General features: G+C 71.2%; 16 protein-coding genes. 10 read left to right on the forward strand and 6 right to left on the reverse strand.

Annotated elements, in window-relative coordinates; genetic code table 11:
- Window positions 1–114 precede the first annotated feature (114 nt).
- Complete coding sequence (locus ACGFZW_RS15515; RefSeq protein WP_393893610.1) at window positions 115–651, forward strand: ATP-binding protein; 537 nt, start codon at window positions 115–117, stop codon at window positions 649–651.
- A 109-nt stretch (window positions 652–760) separates the two neighbouring features.
- Here ACGFZW_RS15515 and ACGFZW_RS15520 read toward each other — a convergent pair whose 3' ends face one another.
- A complete protein-coding gene (locus ACGFZW_RS15520; RefSeq protein WP_393893611.1) occupies window positions 761–1,651 on the reverse strand; it encodes a class I SAM-dependent methyltransferase in 891 nt (296 codons plus the stop codon).
- A gap of 118 nt (window positions 1,652–1,769) precedes the next feature.
- Between ACGFZW_RS15520 and ACGFZW_RS15525 the strand changes: the two genes are divergently transcribed.
- Window positions 1,770–2,573 carry a methyltransferase domain-containing protein gene (locus ACGFZW_RS15525; RefSeq protein ID WP_393893612.1) on the forward strand — a complete coding sequence of 268 codons (804 nt, stop codon included), beginning with the start codon at window positions 1,770–1,772 and terminating at the stop codon, window positions 2,571–2,573.
- 83 nt (window positions 2,574–2,656) lie between these two features.
- On the opposite strand, the gene ACGFZW_RS15530 is transcribed toward ACGFZW_RS15525, so the two are convergent.
- Window positions 2,657–3,280, reverse strand: a complete 624-nt coding sequence (locus tag ACGFZW_RS15530) for a LysE family translocator (protein ID WP_393893613.1) — start codon at window positions 3,278–3,280, stop codon at window positions 2,657–2,659.
- A 476-nt stretch (window positions 3,281–3,756) separates the two neighbouring features.
- Here ACGFZW_RS15530 and ACGFZW_RS15535 point away from each other — a divergent pair, with 476 nt between their 5' ends.
- On the forward strand, window positions 3,757–5,814 hold the full coding sequence (locus ACGFZW_RS15535) for a phosphocholine-specific phospholipase C (RefSeq protein WP_393893614.1): 2,058 nt from the start codon (window positions 3,757–3,759) through the stop codon (window positions 5,812–5,814).
- Between the two features lie 188 nt (window positions 5,815–6,002).
- On the opposite strand, the gene ACGFZW_RS15540 is transcribed toward ACGFZW_RS15535, so the two are convergent.
- Window positions 6,003–6,521 carry an RICIN domain-containing protein gene (locus ACGFZW_RS15540; protein ID WP_393893615.1) on the reverse strand — a complete coding sequence of 173 codons (519 nt, stop codon included), beginning with the start codon at window positions 6,519–6,521 and terminating at the stop codon, window positions 6,003–6,005.
- A gap of 448 nt (window positions 6,522–6,969) precedes the next feature.
- Window positions 6,970–8,187: a PucR family transcriptional regulator gene (locus ACGFZW_RS15545; protein ID WP_393893616.1), complete on the reverse strand. Its 1,218-nt coding sequence runs from the start codon at window positions 8,185–8,187 to the stop codon at window positions 6,970–6,972.
- Between the two features lie 199 nt (window positions 8,188–8,386).
- Between ACGFZW_RS15545 and lysA the strand changes: the two genes are divergently transcribed.
- The 6 genes from lysA to ACGFZW_RS15575 all read left to right on the forward strand — a co-directional run bounded on the left by lysA (window position 8,387) and on the right by ACGFZW_RS15575 (window position 13,735).
- A complete protein-coding gene (gene lysA / locus ACGFZW_RS15550) occupies window positions 8,387–9,703 on the forward strand; it encodes a diaminopimelate decarboxylase (RefSeq protein WP_393893617.1) in 1,317 nt (438 codons plus the stop codon).
- A 43-nt stretch (window positions 9,704–9,746) separates the two neighbouring features.
- Window positions 9,747–11,309 carry an APC family permease gene (locus ACGFZW_RS15555; RefSeq protein WP_393893618.1) on the forward strand — a complete coding sequence of 521 codons (1,563 nt, stop codon included), beginning with the start codon at window positions 9,747–9,749 and terminating at the stop codon, window positions 11,307–11,309.
- Window positions 11,310–11,531: 222 nt separating this feature from the next.
- Window positions 11,532–12,083 (forward strand): hypothetical protein, encoded by a 552-nt coding sequence (locus tag ACGFZW_RS15560; RefSeq protein WP_393893619.1) that lies wholly within the window; start codon window positions 11,532–11,534, stop codon window positions 12,081–12,083.
- Window positions 12,084–12,121: 38 nt separating this feature from the next.
- Window positions 12,122–12,535 (forward strand): cupredoxin domain-containing protein, encoded by a 414-nt coding sequence (locus tag ACGFZW_RS15565; protein WP_393893620.1) that lies wholly within the window; start codon window positions 12,122–12,124, stop codon window positions 12,533–12,535.
- A 26-nt stretch (window positions 12,536–12,561) separates the two neighbouring features.
- Window positions 12,562–13,017 carry a hypothetical protein gene (locus tag ACGFZW_RS15570; protein WP_393893621.1) on the forward strand — a complete coding sequence of 152 codons (456 nt, stop codon included), beginning with the start codon at window positions 12,562–12,564 and terminating at the stop codon, window positions 13,015–13,017.
- Between the two features lie 223 nt (window positions 13,018–13,240).
- Entirely contained in the window at window positions 13,241–13,735 is a 495-nt protein-coding gene (locus tag ACGFZW_RS15575) for a lamin tail domain-containing protein (RefSeq protein WP_393893622.1), read from the forward strand.
- A 371-nt stretch (window positions 13,736–14,106) separates the two neighbouring features.
- Here the strand turns inward: ACGFZW_RS15575 and ACGFZW_RS15580 are convergent, their stop codons facing one another.
- Window positions 14,107–14,310 (reverse strand): cold-shock protein, encoded by a 204-nt coding sequence (locus ACGFZW_RS15580; RefSeq protein WP_393893623.1) that lies wholly within the window; start codon window positions 14,308–14,310, stop codon window positions 14,107–14,109.
- A gap of 673 nt (window positions 14,311–14,983) precedes the next feature.
- Between ACGFZW_RS15580 and ACGFZW_RS15585 the strand changes: the two genes are divergently transcribed.
- A complete protein-coding gene (locus tag ACGFZW_RS15585; RefSeq protein ID WP_393893624.1) occupies window positions 14,984–15,187 on the forward strand; it encodes a cold-shock protein in 204 nt (67 codons plus the stop codon).
- Window positions 15,188–15,305: 118 nt separating this feature from the next.
- Here ACGFZW_RS15585 and ACGFZW_RS15590 read toward each other — a convergent pair whose 3' ends face one another.
- Window positions 15,306–16,448, reverse strand: coding sequence for an Ig-like domain-containing protein (locus tag ACGFZW_RS15590; RefSeq protein WP_393893625.1), 1,143 nt, complete (start codon window positions 16,446–16,448; stop codon window positions 15,306–15,308).
- Window positions 16,449–16,986 lie beyond the last annotated feature (538 nt).

Here is a 16,986-nt window from a genome sequence, read left to right on the forward strand (position 1 = left end):
GGCCCGGGTCACGATGCCACATGACCCATACGTGAAAAAGCGCTCACTCTTCGTGTTCGGGGCTCGTTGCGGCAACGAGGTGAAGGACGTGAGCCTCGCGGTGAGGAGCCACGAATGACACTTGCCGGCGACCGTCGCTACACGGTCGAGTTGCATGCCTCGGCGGAGCGCGTCCCGCAGATCCGGCGCATCGTGGCTGCGCACCTGCGACATTGGCGTCTCGACCCGCATGTACCGTCCGTCTGCGGAGGAGTGACGGAGCTGTTGACCAACGTGCACCGCCATCTCGGCCCGGACGCCCGGTGCGTGGTCGAAATCCGCTGTTCCGGCCGCCACCTCACGGCTGCCGTGGCCGACGAGGGCCCGCCGCTGCCCCGGCTGGAGAGCGCCGGGGGCGGACTCTCGGCGATCGCCGCGCTGAGCGACAGCTGGGGCACCTGCGGCACCGAGGACGGCAAGGTCGTCTGGTTCACCCAGCGGGTGGATGCGTCCGACGAGACCCCGGTGACGGCCCCCAAGCAACTGCGCAGCGTGCCCGACACCAAGGGGCAGCCCGCCACACCCGCGCTGCCGCGCGAGCCGCGACCCGAGGAGAACCTCGCCGCCACCACGGCCACCGCCCCCGCGACACCTCTCGCCGAGGCCGTCTGACACCACCTCAACTCACCGCGGCCAACAGGCCCGCCCCTGCCCTGGCCCCGTACACCACGGCCCCTGACCTACCGGCCGTACGCATCGGCGCCGGCCCTCCCGGCCTCTTTCACGGCCGCCGGGCCGTCACCAGCCACGCCGCCCCGCCGAGCATCACCCCGTCCGGTCCCTGATGCTCGGCCAGGGCCTCCCGCAGTGCGGCAAGCGCCTCGGTCTGCGCCCGGCTGTCGCCCCCGGTGAACGCCGACCGCGCCACGGGCAGCCCCAGCTGATAGGAGACGACGTCCTCCGGGTCGGCTCCCATTCGCATCGGCTCGTCCACGGCCCGGACCGCGATCTCGTCGTAGCCGGCGCCCGTCAGCACCTCGCGGATACGGTCGGCGTCCGCGAACGAGAAGGGCCCAGGGGCGCCCGGCTCCCCGACGTCCGGCAGCGGCAGATACGGCGCGATGGCGGCGAACGGCACACCCAGGAACGCGTTCTCCGCCAGGGGACGCCAGCAGAGGAACGCCAGCCTGCCGCCGGACCGCAGGCCACCGGCGATATTGCCGAACGCGGCGGTCGGATCGGCGAAGAACATCACCCCGAAGCGGCTCAGCGCGCAGTCGAAACCGCCCCGCGCGAACCGGTGGACCTGCGCATCCGCCTTCTCGAAGGTCACCTGCCGCCACCCGTCAGCGGCCGCCCGCCGCCCGGCCACGTCCAGCAGCGGACCGGACAGATCGACGCCGAGCACCGCACCGTCGGAGGCGACGCGGGCCGCCTCGATGGTCGTCTCCCCACCGCCGCATCCGATGTCCAGCACACGGCTGTCGGCCCTGAGCGGCAGCGCGGCCAACAGGTGCGGCGTGAAATGGCGGAGCATCGCATCGTGGCGCGCAGCCTCCTGGGCCCAGTAACGCCCGTCGTCTCCGTTCCACGCCTGCGCCTGTTCGGCGTTGCCCGCCGCGACGCCGTCGCCCGGCCACGCCGCGTCGCTTGCGCCCGCACCCTGCACCATGACGATCTCCCTTGCCGCTCGACGCACGCCGAAGGCGGAGGTACCCGCCTCCCACCTCATGTATATGCCGTACGGGCAGTGTCGGTCCCGTCCCGCGCACGTCTGCCAGAATCGCCGCATGGGTGAGCATGCGGCCGACCGCGGATATCTGCTGGACAACCGTCAGTCGGAGGCGGGCATCCGCTTCGGCGCCCTCGCCGAGCTCTTCGACCCGGTGACCTTCCGGCACGTCGACCGGCTCGGAATCGGTGCCGGCATGCGGTGCTGGGAGGTCGGCGCCGGCGGTCCCTCCGTGCCCCTCGGGCTGGCGGAGCGGGTCGGGCCGACAGGGAAGGTGATCGCCACCGACATCGACGTGTCCTGGACCCGGGACATCGCCGACGGCGTGATCGAGGTGCTGTCCCACGACGTGGCGGCCGATCCGCCGCCTCCCGGAAGCTTCGATCTTGTGCACGCACGCCTGCTCCTGGTGCATGTCGCGGACCGCGCCGAGGCCCTGCGCCGGATGGTCCGGGCGCTGCGGCCCGGCGGCCGGCTGCTCCTGGAGGACGCCGACCCCGCGTTGCAGCCACTGCCGTGCCCGGACGAGTCCGGTCCCGAGCAGCGGCTCGCCAACCGGTTGCGGTCCGGCTTCCGCGCCCTGATGGCGGACCGCGGCGCGGACCTCGCCTACGGGCGGACCCTGCCCGGAGTGCTACGTGAGGCCGGTCTGGAGGATGTGCAGGCCGACGCGTACTTCCCGATCACCTCGCCGGCGTGCGCCGTGCTGGAGGACGCGACGGTGCGGCAGATCCGCCACCACCTGACCGAACAGGGGCTTGCCACCGACGAGGAGATCGACCGGCACTTGGCGAACGTCGCCACCGGGCAACTCGACCTGGCCACCGCCCCGATGATCTCCGCGTGGGGACGCCGCCCGTAGCCCGCCCGCCCGCCCGCCCGGCCGTCGTTCTCGCGCTCCGGATGAACATCTCCGGGAGGCGAGCAGGCTGAGGAAGCAGGCTCTCAGCGGTCGGCGAGAGCCAGTTGGACGCCGAGGCCCACGAAGGCAACCGCGAAGGTGCGCCGCATCCAGGCCATCACCTTCGGCCGGGTGACGACGTGATCGCGTACGGCTGCCGCGAAAGCACCGTAGATCACGAACACGACGAACGTCATGATCATGAAGACGGCCGAGAGCCGGAGCATGAGCGGCAGCGAGTCGGTGCTGGTGGTGGGGACGAACTGGGGCAGGAACGCCAGGAAGAACATGGACAGCTTCGGGTTGAGGAAGTTGATCAGAATCGCGGTTCCGGTGACATGAGCCGCGGACCTGTCCCCCTTCGTGCTCTCTCCCTCGGTGTCGATCTGCATCGCGCCCCTCTCCCTCAGCGTCTGCCAGGCGAGAAAGAGCAGATAGGCGACGCCCGCCCACTTGAAACTCTCGAAGGCCAGTGCGCTCGTGTGCAGGATGGCGGCAAGGCCCGCGATCGCCGCCGCCATGTGCGGAACGATGCCGAGGGTGCAGCCGAACGCCGCCACCACCGACATCCGCAGTCCGCGCGTCAGGCCCGTGGCCACGGTGTACACGGCACCGGTGCCGGGCGAGACGACAATGATGAACGCGGTGATCAGAAACTCAACACTCATGCAGGACCGCTCCTTTGCTCCCTCGTGGTCGGCTCACCCACCTTGCCAGGAGCCCGCCTCCTGCGAGCCGCACTTCCGGAACGGGAACGGGAACGGGAACGAACGCGGGCGCGGGCTGGTGGCGGAAGTCGCCGGTGACGGGAACGGGGGCGGCCCCGGCCACGGCCCCGCCCCGGCAGTCGCCGGCCTCCCGTGTCCCGCCACCCTCCCGCTGGGCAGTCGGCGGCCGCCCGGTTTTCGCGTCCCGGCCCGTCGCCTTCCGGCCGCACGGCCCGCCGTGCTCATGCCGCCGCCCCGGCCAGGGTGTTCGCTCTCCGTACGGCGATCGGTCAGATGAGGGCCACCACCCCTTCCCTGGCGCTCGCTCCTCTTGGAACACTGCGTGCGACCTGTGTTTTCCACACCTCCGCACACGACCGCACAAAACGATCCATCCACCCTTCCGCGAACTCCCCACACCCAGAGGTTCCAGACTCATGGCAGAACTGAATCGGCGGCGCTTTCTCCAGATCGCCGGTGCGACCGCGGGCTTCTCGGCCCTGTCGAGCAGCATCACCCGTGCCGCGGCCATCCCCGCCGCTCGCCGCGCGGGCTCCATCAAGGACGTCGAGCACGTCGTCGTGCTGATGCAGGAGAACCGTTCCTTCGACCACTACTTCGGCGCCATGAAGGGCGTACGCGGCTTCGGCGACCCGCGCCCGGCGACGCTTCCCAGTGGGAAGCCGGTCTGGCACCAGCCGGACGGTAACAAGGACGTGCTGCCCTACCACCCGGACGCCGAGAACCTGGGCATGCAGTTCATCGAGGGCCTCAACCACGACTGGGCCGGCGGTCACAAGGCCTGGAACAACGGCAAGTACGACCAGTGGATCCCCGCCAAGTCGGCCGGCACGATGGCCCATCTGACCCGCCAGGACATCCCGTTCCACTACGCGCTCGCCGACGCGTTCACCGTGTGCGACGCCTACCACTGCTCGCTGATCGGGGCCACCGACCCCAACCGCTACTACATGTTCTCGGGCCACACGGGCAACGACGGCAAGGGCGGCGGACCGGTCCTCGGCAACGAGGAGGCCGGATACGGCTGGACGACCTACCCGGAGCGGCTGGAGCAGGCCGGCATATCCTGGAAGCTCTACCAGGACATCGGTGACGGCCTCGACGCGAACGGCAAGTGGGGCTGGATCGAGGACGCCTACCGCGGCAACTACGGCGACAACTCCCTGCTGTACTTCAACGCCTACCGCAACGCCAAGCCCGGCGACCCGCTGTACGACAAGGCGCGCACCGGCACCGACGCCAAGAAGGGCGACGGCTACTTCGACGTCCTCAAGGCGGACGTGAAGGCGGGCAAGCTCCCGCAGATCTCCTGGATCGCCGCCCCCGAGGCGTTCTCCGAGCACCCCAACTGGCCCGCCAACTACGGGGCTTGGTATATCTCCCAGGTGCTCGACGCGCTCACCTCCAACCCCGAGGTGTGGAGCAGGACCGCGCTGTTCATCACCTACGACGAGAACGACGGCTACTTCGACCACGTCACCCCGCCGTTCCCGCCGGCCTCCGCCGCACAGGGCGCGTCCACCGTCGACACCACGCTCGACCACTTCTCCGGCAACGGGAGCTACGCTGCCGGGCCCTACGGCCTCGGCCAGCGCGTTCCCATGCTCGTCGTCTCCCCCTGGAGCACCGGCGGCTACGTCTGCTCGGAGACCTTCGACCACACCTCCATCATCCGGTTCATGGAACGTCGTTTCGGCGTGCAGGAGCCGAACATCTCGCCCTGGCGGCGCGCCATCTGCGGCGACCTCACCTCGGCCTTCGACTTCGGCCTCGAGGACACCGAGCCGGTCTCGCTGCCGGACACCGACGCCTACCGGCCGCCGGACAACGAGCGGCACGACAGCTATGTGCCGAAGCCGCCGGCCAACCCCGTACTGCCCAAGCAGGAGGCGGGCTCCCGGCCCGCGCGCCCGCTGCCGTACGCGCCCTGGACCGACGGCAGCGCCACGCCGTCGACCGGGCGCTACACCCTCACCTTCAGCGCCGGGGATGCGGCCGGTGCGTGCTTCACCGTCACCGCCGGGAACCGTACGGACGGGCCGTGGACGTACACCACGGAGGCGGGGAAGAAGATCTCCGACACCTGGAACACCGCGTACTCCAAGGACGTGTACGACCTGTCGGTCTCCGGCCCGAACGGCTTCCTGCGGACCTTCAAGGGCTCAGGAGAGACCGTAGGACCGGAGGTGACCGCCCGGCACGACGCGACCACCGGGGGCATCGTCCTCACCCTGACCAACCCGGGCAGCGCCGATTGCCGTCTCACGGTCACCAACGGCTACGGGGGCGCGAGCGAGACGCTCACCGTCCGCGCCGGGGCGACCGTCCGGCATGCGGTGGATCTCAGCGCCGGCAAGCGCTGGTACGACCTGAAGGTGGTGTCCGACAAGGACGCCGCCTACCTGCGCCGCTTCGCCGGCCACGTCGAGAACGGCCGGCCGGGAGTCAGCGACCCGGCCCTCATCACCGACTGAACGGCCGGGCCGGCCGAACTGCGCGAACCGGCCGACGCTGGAAGGCAGTTGACGTTCAAGCCGTCGGTCCGGCCAGGAACGGGGTGTCCGCCGGTTTCGCGGGCACCCCGTTCCGCGGCGTGGCCGGATGCGCTGACCGGCCCGGGTGCGTGGCACCCGGGCCGGGTACGACGGTTCTGGACGGTCGATCAGACCGCGGTGATGGACCACCAGTTCTTCGCCACGTTGCTGTCCGGTTCGAGGACCACGACCTCGTTGAGCACGTTGCCGTAGTACGGCGTCATGACCTGCCGCGAGGAGAGCGACGTGATCTTGTACTGGTTGTCGTAGGGCCGCTGCTCGATCAGCCACTGGAACTCGTAGCTGATGTTGCACGCGCCCTGGGTCACATACGTCTTGCCCGCGTACGGGCCGCCCGGCTTGAGGCACTTGCCGGTCTTGGTGTTGCGGATGAGGTAGGAGCCGCCGACGGTCTCGAACCGCCACTCGTCGCCACCGAGGGTGGCGGCGGGGTTCCAGGCGTACATGTAGATGCCGTCGGCCGAGCTGTTGCCGTACCCCTGGGGGAGCAGGCTGCCGCCGGTGGCGTTGTTGAGGATGCGGTAGGCCGGGTATTCGGCCGCGCTCGCCGGGCCGACGGTGAACCCGCCGAGCAGGGCGGCCAGCAGGCCGAGGACCGGAACCAGCCGACTGAGGACGCGTTGCATGAAAGACCCCTCCTGAGCTCTCGTGCCGTCTCGCGTTGTTGCGTACGCATGCGCCGGAACCGCGGCACGCGCAGCTCGCCAATGGCATGCGAACGCTTACTTAACGTAGCCAAAGGGTGGCGGCCTGCCTGCCGCGAATCTGACCTTTCATGCGATCAGGTGTCTTGTGATGTTTAAACGAGGGGAGCTGCCGAGACGGGCGCACAACGGCGTGACGGCGGACGGGAAGGAACTCGACTCCCCTCCGGTGGGCTCCGGTTGAGCGGTGGCTCTGCCCCCGAGGGGCCGAAAGCCGTCGCCGCGTCGGCCCGCGGTGGCCGGTAGCCGGGAGAGGGGGCGGGTGATCGCGTCGCACGCCCCCGGGAGGCGACGTCCCAGGGATCGGTGGCTCCTGCGGGCAAGGCGCCTACCGCGGGGCCGGCACCTGTTCCGGCCGCGGCGCCTACTCCTACTCCTGCTCCACCAGTCGCAGTTGCAGCCAGCACGAGAGCCGGACATCCGGGTCGTCGAGATCGAGGCCGAACAGCTCGCGGGCGCGGCGCAGCCGGTACTTGAGGGTGTTGGGGTGGACCGTCAGCCGCTGGGCGGCCTCCCCGACGTTGCCCACCGCGTCCAGCCAGGCGACGACCGAGGCCGCGTAATCCGTGGCGCGGCTGCGGTCATGGGCGCGCATCGCCTCGATTCCGGGGTGGCGCAATCGGGGCGTTCGGGCCAACTCGTCGGCGCAGTGGAGCAGCAGGACACGGGCGTGCACATCGGTGAGCGCCGCGACGGCCGGGGCGTCCGGGGACGCGGTGGTCACGCGCAGGATGTCGGCCACCTCGGCGCGCAGCCCGGGCAGTTCTGCCGGGTCGTCGGCGGGACGGCTGACGGCGGCGCGCAGCGGAGTCTCCAGGGTGCGGCTCAGGGCGGCGACGGCCTGTTCGCCGAGCCGGCGGGCCTCGGCGGGGCCGGCCTGCGGGAGCAGCACGTGGACGGTGGTGCCGACGGTGGCCACCGCCGCCTCGTGGTGGACGGCGGCCCAGTGCCGGGCGGCCGCGGCCGCGAGCCGGACGACCGCGGGGCCCGTCCGGTCCACGCCGTACGCCGCGGGCGCGAAGCCGAGGAGCGTCATCTGCGACCGCTCCGCGAGGCCCAGCTGGAAGCGGATCTCCTGCGGTGTGCCCTCGCCGCGCAGCGCCGCGCGCAGGGCGTCCTCCCGGGCGCGCAGGTCCAGTTCCGCGGAGCTGCGCCGTCGCAGCATGTGCAGTGCCGCGAGCCGCGCGGCGTCCAGGAGCGCGCGGTCACCCGACGCGTCGAGCAGGCCCTCTCCCTCGATCGCCCAGATGGTGCCCAGCGGCAGATCGCCCGCCCGGACGGCCGCGGCCACGCGCGGCAGCTCGTCGGGGGAGAGGACCGGCAGCCGTACCACTCCGGGGGCGCCGAGGACCTCGCGGTACTGCCGTTGCTGCTCGGGATCGTCGGGGACGCGCCGCTCCAGAATGCCGCGTCGGCGCAGCTCGTCGATCCGCTGGCCCGGTATCGAGGAATACGCCAGCACCCGGTGGTCGAGGTCCTCGATCGCGACCGAGCCACCGATGACCGCCGCGACGGCGTTGGCCAGCGCGAACAGTTCCTCGCTCGTGCCGCCGAGGTCCGGCGGGTTTGGCGGATCCGTCATTTCCATGGCCGGACCCTAGGCGATCGCGCCAACGACGGCGAGGGGTGGGGCCTCCAGCATGGTTCCGAACGCCTCCAGGGGCGGCCCTGCCCCGTACCGGCTGCCTCCAGGGGCGCCAGGCGCAGCCACGCCCCGGGCAGCCGCATGCCTCCGGAGCGATGCGCTGCCTGCCGCACGCAACCCACCCGTACCAAGGAGATCGCCCATGGCCCCCCGCACCACCACGGCTCCCGCCCGGCCCTCGGCCGATGCGCTGCTCGGGCTGTTCCCGCCCGGCACCACCGCCCCCGACGGGACACTCCGCATCGGCGGCTGTTCGGTGACGGAGCTTGCGGAGCGCCACGGCACCCCCGCGCTCCTGATCGACGAGGCGGCGCTGCGGGCCCGCGCCCGCCGCTATGTCGACGGGCTGGCCGCCCGCCGCCCGAATGCGACCGTCAGCTTCGCCTCCAAGGCATTCCCCTGCACCGCCGTCTACCGGCTGCTGGCAGAGGAAGGGCTCGGCGTCGACGTCGCGAGCGGCGGGGAACTGGCCCTCGCCCTGGCCGGCGGCACCGACCCCGCCGAGCTGATCGTGCACGGCAACGCCAAGACCGATGCCTACCTCCGCGCGGCCGTCGAAGCGGGCGCCGGGCTCGTCGTCATCGACAACTTCGACGACATCGACCGCCTGGAACGCATTCTCGCCGGCACGCCCGGACGCGAGCAGGGCGTCCTCGTCCGGGTCACCCCCGACGTACGGCCGGACACCCATGAGGCGATATCCACCGGCCAGCGCGGCGCGAAGTTCGGTCTGTTGCCGCCCGAGGCACGTGCCGCCATCGACCGGCTGCGCGGCAGCGACCGGCTGCGCCTGGACGGCCTGCATGTGCACATCGGCTCGCAGATCCTCGACACAGAGCCGTTCGTCCGGGCGGTGGCGGCCGTCGCGGAACTCGGCGAGTTCGACGTGTACGACCTCGGCGGAGGGCTCGGCGCCCGCTACACGTACGCGGATCACCCGCCGAGCGTCGAGGACTATCTGGACACGCTGACCTCCGCGGCCGCCGGTCTGCTGCCCGACCGCGCGCGGGTGATCATCGAGCCCGGCCGGTCCCTGGTCGCGGAGGCGGGCGTCTCGCTCTACCGCGTCGTGACGGTCAAGCGCGCCGACGGCGAGACCTTCGTCGCTGTGGACGGCGGAATGGGCGACAACCTCGAAGTCTCGCTGTACGGGCAGCGGTTCGAAGCCGCCGTCGCCACCCGAGTCGGCGGCGGCAGCGAACCGCACGGCGGCGAACTGTGCCGGCTCGTCGGCCGGCACTGCGAATCCGGCGATGTGCTCAGCGCCGGGGTCTTCCTGGACGACCCCCGGCCGGGCGATCTCATCGCGGTCCCGGCCACCGGCGCCTACACCTACTCCCTCGCCAACAACTACAACGCCGCCCGCCGCCCGCCCGTCGTCTTCTGCAGCGACGGCCGCTCCCGCCCTGTCGTCCGCCGGGAGACCTATGCCGACCTGATGCGTCGCGACCTGCCCTGACGGCGCCCGCTCCCGACCGCCCGCTCCCCGGAACGAGACTGCCTTGCGACCCGAAACAGGCACCACGCCCGGCGGCGCCGCCCACCCGGCCGCTGCCGCCCCCGACGCCCCGCCCACCGCGCTTGCGCTGCACCGTCAACTCCTGCGCCGCAAACCGGTGGCGGCATTCCTCGCGGACGCCGCGGCGCCCGCCGACTGCGGCGGACTGCGCCGCACCGTGGGCACCTTCCAGCTCACCATGATCGGCATCGGCGCGACCATCGGGACCGGCATCTTCTTCGCCCTGGACGCGGCCGTCCCCGAGGCCGGTCCCGCCGTCACCGTCTCCTTCGTCATCGCTGCCGTCGCGGCGGCGCTCACCGCCCTGTGCTACGCCGAACTCGCCTCCGCGGTACCGGTCTCCGGATCCGCGTACTCCTACGCCTACGCGACACTCGGCGAGTTCGCGGCCTGTGCGGTCGGCTGGTGCCTGCTGCTGGAGTACGCGGTCTCCGGCGCCGCGATCGCGGTCAGCTGGGGCCAGTACCTCAACGACCTGACCCGGCGGCTGTTCGGCGTCCAGATGCCCGAAGCCCTGTCCGCGCCGCCCGGAGCCGGCGGATACCTCAATGTGCCCGGCGCCGTACTGGTCCTGCTGTGCGGGCTCCTGCTGGTGCGCGGCGCCAAGGAGTCGGCGCTGGTCAACACCGTGATGGTGCTGCTCAAGCTGGCCGTGCTCGCGCTCTTCGTCACGCTGGGTCTGACCGGCTTCGACAGCGCCCACCTCCAGCCCTTCGCGCCGATGGGCATCGCCGGCATCGGCGCGGCCGCCTCCACGGTCTTCTTCTCCTTCATCGGACTCGACGCCGTCTCGACCGCGGGCGAGGAGGTGCGCGATCCGCGCCGTACGCTGCCGCGCGCGATCATCCTGGCGCTGCTCGTGGTCACCACGGTCTACGTCCTGGTGGCGCTGGTGGGGGTCGGGGCACAGCCCTGGACCGCGTTCGCGGGCCAGGAAGCGGGCCTGTCGGCGATCCTCGCGCGGGTCACCGGGGCGGGCTGGCCGGGAGCGCTGCTCTCGGCGGGCGCGGTGCTCTCCATCGTCAGCGTCACCCTGGTGGTGCTCTACGGCCAGACCCGCATCCTGTTCTCGATGGGCCGCGACGGCATGCTGCCGGCCGTCTTCCACCGCGTCGACCGCCGGACCGGCACACCGGTGGCCGGCACCCTCATCGTCAGCGGATTCGTGGCGCTGACGGCCGCGGTGTTCCCGCTGGACGTCCTGGCGGACCTGACCAGCCTGGGCACCCTGGTCGCGTTCACCGTCGTGTCGGTGGGCGTGATCGTGCTGCGCCGCACCTCGCCGGACCTCGACCGGGGCTTCCGCGTCCCCGGATACCCCGTGGTGCCGGTGCTGTCCGTGGCGTTCTGCGGTTATCTGCTGTACGGGCTGCCGCCCGCCACCTACCTGCTGTTCGCCGGCTGGCTCGCAGCGGCCCTGCTGGTGTACCTCCTCTACGGCCGGCACCACTCGAGGCTCCGGCTCGAACTGTCCGCGCCGCCCGGTGAACCGGCGGCGCCCGACGGGCTCGGTGCCCCGGGCGGCGCGGACGATCGGCACCCCTGAGCCGACCGGGCTCCACCCACCGGGCCGTGAGCGCACCGCACAGGGGCCCGCGTATCGGGGCCGGCACACCGAGCCCGACCCCCGTGGTGGTCCGGGTACGCCGAACGCCGCCGCCCGGATGGCCGGGCCGCCGCGGCCGGGGTCCACTGGGGTGGGCGGCCCGTCACGGAAGGGCCGCGGTGTGTGCCGCAGTCGTGGCGGCCGAAGTGGAGGAGACGCTTGATGACGACCAGCGCCAGGGCGGCCGCCGCCGCGGTCACTGTCGCCGTGCTTGCCGCCGTCGTCGGCGGATGCTCGGACAACGGCGACGGATCCTCCAGCTCCAAGTCCCCGACCCCCACCGCGAGCGGGAGCAAGGGCGGCTCGCCCTCCGCGGACGCCGGGACGGTGAACTCCCGGTCCGGGAAACTCGGACAGATCCTCGTCGACGGCCAGGGCCGCACCCTCTACCTCTTCGAGGCCGACACCTCCGACAAGTCCACCTGCACCGGCGGGTGCGCCAAGGCATGGCCGCCCGCGACCACCACCGGCACCCCGAAGGGCGGCGGCGGGGTGAAGAGCGACCTGCTGGGCACCACCACCCGGGACGACGGCAGCAAGCAGGTCACGTACAACGGTCACCCCCTCTACTACTTCGAGGGCGACCAGGAGCCCGGCGACACCAACGGGCAGGGGCTCGACCAGTTCGGCGCCAAGTGGTTCGTCCTCGACGAGGCCGGCAACAAGGTCGAGAAGTCGGCGGAGGACAGCAGCAGTGGCGGTGGCGGTTACTGACCGCCTCGCGGGGACCCCTCACGCACATCGGAGACACCATGACCCACCTGCGCCGCCGTCCGCGCCGCCCCTTCGGGGGCCGCGCCGCCCTGGCAGCCTCGTTCCTGTGCCTGGCCGCCCTCACCGCCTGCTCCGACGGCGACGGCGGCTCGACCGGCGACGCCACACCCTCCGCATCCCCCTCCTCCCCGGCGGTCGGCGGAACGCGGATCACCATCAAGGACTTCACCTTCGGACCGGCCGACCTGACCGTACGGCCCGGCGCGAAGGTCACCGTCGTCAACGAGGACTCCACGGCCCACACCGTGACGGCCACCGGCGCCAAGCCCTTCGACACCGGCACCATCGGGCCGGGCCGCACGGCCACGTTCACCGCGCCCTCGAAGACCGGCGGCTACCCCTACTTCTGCACCATCCACCCGTCCATGAAGGGTTCGCTGACCGTCCGCTGACCGCTCCCGCGAGGCTTGGAGAAGCCGTGGCACAAGACCTCCCCGCACCGCAGCCGGCTCCCCGGCGGGTGCTGCGCGTGCTGCGGGGCGCCGCCCGGCTGCTGGCCGCGGCAGGCCTCGCCGTGGACGCGTACGTCCATGCCCACCTGGCAGGCAGCTACGACGCCGTCACGGAAGGCATCAGCCAGGGCACGCTGTTCCGGATCGAGGCGGGGCTCGCCGCGCTCGCGGCCCTGCTCGTGCTGATCTGGCGGCGGCCCGCTCCCGACTTCTTCGCCTGGCTTGTCGCCGCGGGCGGGCTCGCGCTGCTGCTGGTCTACCGCTACGTCGACGTCGGCACGCTGGGCCCGGTGCCGAACATGTACGAGCCGCTCTGGACCGCGGACAAGAGACTCAGCGCCATCGCCCAGGCCGTCGCCGTTCTCGCCACCGTCTTCCTGCTGTTCAGCCGCCCCCGGACGCCGGGCAGACGCCGTAGGTGAGCGGGAGACGTATATAGGTGTATCCGGCGTCGCGAGAAGGACGCCGCGCGCTGGGGAGTGCACGCCGGAGACCAATCGGATGCGTAAATGTCCATGTTTGGTAACACACAAGCTGATTCATCATGAAGCCGACTGATCGGGCGTCACAGTGTGGGTGCCCGGCGAGGTGCTGGGCACTGGGCACCACCGGCCCCCTTCTGGGGTGCCGTATGCAGGAGGTTTCATGTTCCGCTCCGCATCCCGCGTCATCGCCGCCGTTCTCGGCTCCACGGCTCTGGCGGCCGCCGCCGTGCTTCCGGCCGCGGCTGCCGGCCACCCGCACGACCCGCGCCCGCAGCGTTCCTCCGTCGTGCTGGGCGCCATCCAGTACGACAGCCCCGGGCGTGACGACGGCTCCCGCCGCAGCCTCAACGCGGAGTGGGTGACGGTCCGTAACACCGGCCGGCACGCAGTCAACCTCCGGGGCTGGACGCTCTCGGAAGGCCGCCACCAGGTCTACCGCTTCGGCCACCTGGTGCTTCGGGGGCACCAGTCGGTACGGGTGCACACCGGGCACGGCCGTGACACCCATCGGGACGTCTACCAGGACCGCCGCAACTACGTGTGGGACAACCGCTCCGACACCGCGGTACTGCGCAACGACCACCGCCACGTCGTCGACACCGAGAGCTGGGGCCGCCATCACGGTGGCGGGCACGGCCACGGCCACGGCCACTGATCGATGAAGGGCATCAACTGATCCCCGCGGCCCCCGAAGTCCGACTTCGGGGGCCGCGTCACGTCCGGGCACACGCGACTGAACGCCGCGTCGGTCGTGGGCGCTGCCACCCTGGTCACCAACCGGGACCGTCCGCACGAACTCACTGAAGTCTTCGAGGTGTTCGGCTGCCACCTGGCCGATTTCACCGGCGTGCTTTCCTCTTCGGCGCCATCGTCCGCGCCGTGGCCATGATCAGCGGGGCTCGGCGGCCTCTCGCCGGTGGCGCTCCGCACACGGGGTCGACGCCTCTCGTCGTGAGGCGTCATCGACCGGCGATCCCGCCCCGCGGACGGCGTTCACACGGGCGGGGTGGGGCGCGGGCGTTGGCGTCAGACGGGCTGGATGTTCTCCGCGTAGGGGCCCTTGGGGCTCTGTGCGAGGTCGAAGTGCACCTGCTGGCCCGCCTGGAGCCCGACGAGATCGTCGGCCGCGATGTGCGAGTAGTGGGCGAACACCTCCGCGCCGCCCTGCGCCTCCTCGATGAAGCCGAAGCCCTTCGCCGTGCTGAACCACTTCACGATGCCGGTAGCCATTTGTTTTTCTCCTCTTGGGTAGTCGCCGAGGCTCACGCTCGTGAGCCTCGCGTCGCCGCGATGATCGCCTCGCCCGGAGAAACACCGAAGAAATAAAAAAAGCGCGCCCACCGACTTCGAAATGGCCGGGGTGCCGGCAATCGATCGTACGGAGATAACGGCAGCGCGGCACGACACTAGCACGGCGCAAGCGGGACGAGCATGGGCCGATTTCCGTCCGGCGGCCGTCGCATAAACCCTCGGTGTACGCCGGGTTGTTTCCTGCTCCGGCGGGCGGAAGCTTTCGTGCTCACGCTGTGTGAGCGGGTCGCCTCGAAGTCCGACGGCGCTGGTGCCGACCCCGTCGGGAGGGCGCCGATGCCCTCGTCCGACCCTCTCCGCAGGGCGCCGACATCGAATATCTAGGGCCGCCAGTGTAGAAATAACGCGCGTCGCGGTAGCGATTATCGAGCCACGAAAACGCACAAAAGCATTGCTGTACAGGGTCCGGCAGGCCGTGCTAGTGTCGTTCTCAGTTGCAGTTGTGGTTCCCAAGGACTTCAAGCGCCTTCGCCGGCGGATACGGCGGGAGCGCTTTTGTATTATCCGGTGTATTTCCGGACGGGGTAATCATCGCGGCGACGCGAGGCGTGCACAGTGTGCGCCTCGGGCATTGCCCCGAAGGAGAAAAAACATGGCTACTGGCACCGTGAAGTGGTTCAACGCGGAAAAGGGCTTCGGCTTCATCGAGCAGGACGGCGGCGGCGCTGACGTCTTCGCCCACTACTCGAACATCCAGGCTCAGGGCTTCCGTGAGCTGCTGGAGGGCCAGAAGGTCTCGTTCGACGTGACCCAGGGCCAGAAGGGCCCGCAGGCGGAGAACATCGTTCCCGCCTGACGCTGACGCGTACAGCCCAAGGGGCCCGCACCAATCGGTGCGGGCCCCTTGCGCTGTCCTGGTGCGGTGACGGCGGCCGCTCCGGCGTCGGCGAGGGTCGAGCCGGGGCCGCCGCCCCCTACTTCAAAGCGCTGCGCTGCTGCCACTGCGGCCAGGTCTCCTGCCAGACCTCCAGGCCGTTGCCGACGTCGGTCTTCGTGGTGCTGCTGGTGCCCTTGACCTCGACGGTGGAGCCGACCGGCAGGAAGTCGTAGACCCGCTTGGCGTCCGCGGTGGTCATGCCGAAACAGCCGTGGCTGTTGTTGACCACACCCAGGGACTTGTTCCACGGGGCGGAGTGCAGAAAGGTCCCGGAAGCGGTCAGGTGTGTGACCCACTTCGAGTCCAGCATCCACTCGTCACCGTGACCGATGGTGGAGGAGTCCATCGTCTCGGCCGCGTTCTTGCTGCGGACGGTGTGTACGCCGCCGCGGGTCGGGTCCTGCGGCGATCCGGCGGAGCCCGTGACGGTGCCCACGGCCTTGCCGTCCTCGTACATGGTCAGCGTGTGTGACGGCACATCGATGACGGCCCGGTGGTCGGCGCCGACGGTGAAGGAGAAGTCGTAGTCCCGCGCGAACCAGCCGCCGGACCCCGAGTCGATGCCCGCCAGGCCGCCCTTGACGGAGACCTTCGTGCCGGCCGGCCAGCGCTCCTTGGGGCGCCAGTCGATCCGGTCCTTGCCCGAGTAGTCCTTCACCCAGCCCCAGGCGCCCTCGACATGCGGCCGGCTGGTGACCTTCAACGCCTTCTCGATCTCGGCACGCCGGTCCTCGGCTATCGGATGGTCGAAGAGGATCGAGACCGGCATGCCGGTGCCCACGGTCTGTCCGCCGGCCGGGGAGTTGGTGAGCTTGTTGACCTTGTCGGCGGACTCGGTGGTGAAGGCCGAGGTGGCGGCGGACTTCTTGCCGTCCGTCGATTCCGCCTCGGTGCGGACGGTGTACGCGGTCTGCGGCCTGACCTTGCGGTCCGATGTCCACGACGTGCCGTCGCCGGTCAGCCGACCGCCGATCTCGGCGCCCTTGTCGTCCTTGACCTTGACCGAGGTGAGCTGTCCGCCCTTGGCGCGCACCGATATCCGGGAGCCGAGTGCGGCAGATTTGCTGCCCGCCGCGGGGGTCACGGTCACCTTGGTCTCGGAACCTCCTGCCTTCGCCGAGTCGGCTCCGGCCCCGCAGGCGGTCATCAGCGCGGCCGCCGCTATCAGGGCGGGTATCAACCGGGCAGGGTGGCGACGGAGTGGGGCATGCACGAGGGATCCCTCCAAGGCAGACAAGCGGCAGTGGCGGGGCGCGGCCCCGGCGGCAGTACCGCCGGGGCGCCTTGCACCCACCGCATAGCCAGAGGGTTTGTCCGCTGAAGAGGTTGTCCGCCGCGGCCGTTATTTGCGACACGGTGATGTACGGCACGGTGCGACGGGAGTCCCGTCGACGGTGACGCGGGGAGGAGGGGGAGGGAGCGAGGCGGACTTCGCGCGCGTGGAGGCGCGGGCGTGGGCACGCGCGAGCGCGCGTGCGGGGGCCGGAGTTGCCAGGGAGCGGCGTGCCGGAGACCGAGGCGCGTGGCGCCGCAGGGTCCGGTGGTCCGAAGGACGCGTGGTGGACCGGGGAGTGGCAGCGGCTCGAACCGTGACCGAACGGCGGGGGGGGCCGGCCCCCCGGGGGGGGGGCCCCCCCCCCCGCCCCCCCCGCCCCGGGGGCGGGGGGGGGCCCCAGCGGGGCGTCGAGCAAAACAACGCGCACGCCCCCGCCGCGCGG

The sequence above is a fragment of the Streptomyces sp. NPDC048248 genome (assembly GCF_043201875.1).
GTDB lineage: Bacteria > Actinomycetota > Actinomycetes > Streptomycetales > Streptomycetaceae > Streptomyces.

What these genes read in the sequence shown, in the direction of transcription:
- ACGFZW_RS15515 (WP_393893610.1), top strand. Translation starts at nt 115, where the DNA reads ATGACACTTGCCGGCGACCGTCGCTACACGGTCGAGTTGCATGCCTCG.
- ACGFZW_RS15520 (WP_393893611.1), bottom strand. Translation starts at nt 1,651, where the DNA reads ATGGTGCAGGGTGCGGGCGCAAGCGACGCGGCGTGGCCGGGCGACGGC.
- ACGFZW_RS15525 (WP_393893612.1), top strand. Translation starts at nt 1,770, where the DNA reads ATGGGTGAGCATGCGGCCGACCGCGGATATCTGCTGGACAACCGTCAG.
- ACGFZW_RS15530 (WP_393893613.1), bottom strand. Translation starts at nt 3,280, where the DNA reads ATGAGTGTTGAGTTTCTGATCACCGCGTTCATCATTGTCGTCTCGCCC.
- ACGFZW_RS15535 (WP_393893614.1), top strand. Translation starts at nt 3,757, where the DNA reads ATGGCAGAACTGAATCGGCGGCGCTTTCTCCAGATCGCCGGTGCGACC.
- ACGFZW_RS15540 (WP_393893615.1), bottom strand. Translation starts at nt 6,521, where the DNA reads ATGCAACGCGTCCTCAGTCGGCTGGTTCCGGTCCTCGGCCTGCTGGCC.
- ACGFZW_RS15545 (WP_393893616.1), bottom strand. Translation starts at nt 8,187, where the DNA reads ATGGAAATGACGGATCCGCCAAACCCGCCGGACCTCGGCGGCACGAGC.
- lysA (WP_393893617.1), top strand. Translation starts at nt 8,387, where the DNA reads ATGGCCCCCCGCACCACCACGGCTCCCGCCCGGCCCTCGGCCGATGCG.
- ACGFZW_RS15560 (WP_393893619.1), top strand. Translation starts at nt 11,532, where the DNA reads ATGACGACCAGCGCCAGGGCGGCCGCCGCCGCGGTCACTGTCGCCGTG.
- ACGFZW_RS15565 (WP_393893620.1), top strand. Translation starts at nt 12,122, where the DNA reads ATGACCCACCTGCGCCGCCGTCCGCGCCGCCCCTTCGGGGGCCGCGCC.
- ACGFZW_RS15575 (WP_393893622.1), top strand. Translation starts at nt 13,241, where the DNA reads ATGTTCCGCTCCGCATCCCGCGTCATCGCCGCCGTTCTCGGCTCCACG.
- ACGFZW_RS15580 (WP_393893623.1), bottom strand. Translation starts at nt 14,310, where the DNA reads ATGGCTACCGGCATCGTGAAGTGGTTCAGCACGGCGAAGGGCTTCGGC.
- ACGFZW_RS15585 (WP_393893624.1), top strand. Translation starts at nt 14,984, where the DNA reads ATGGCTACTGGCACCGTGAAGTGGTTCAACGCGGAAAAGGGCTTCGGC.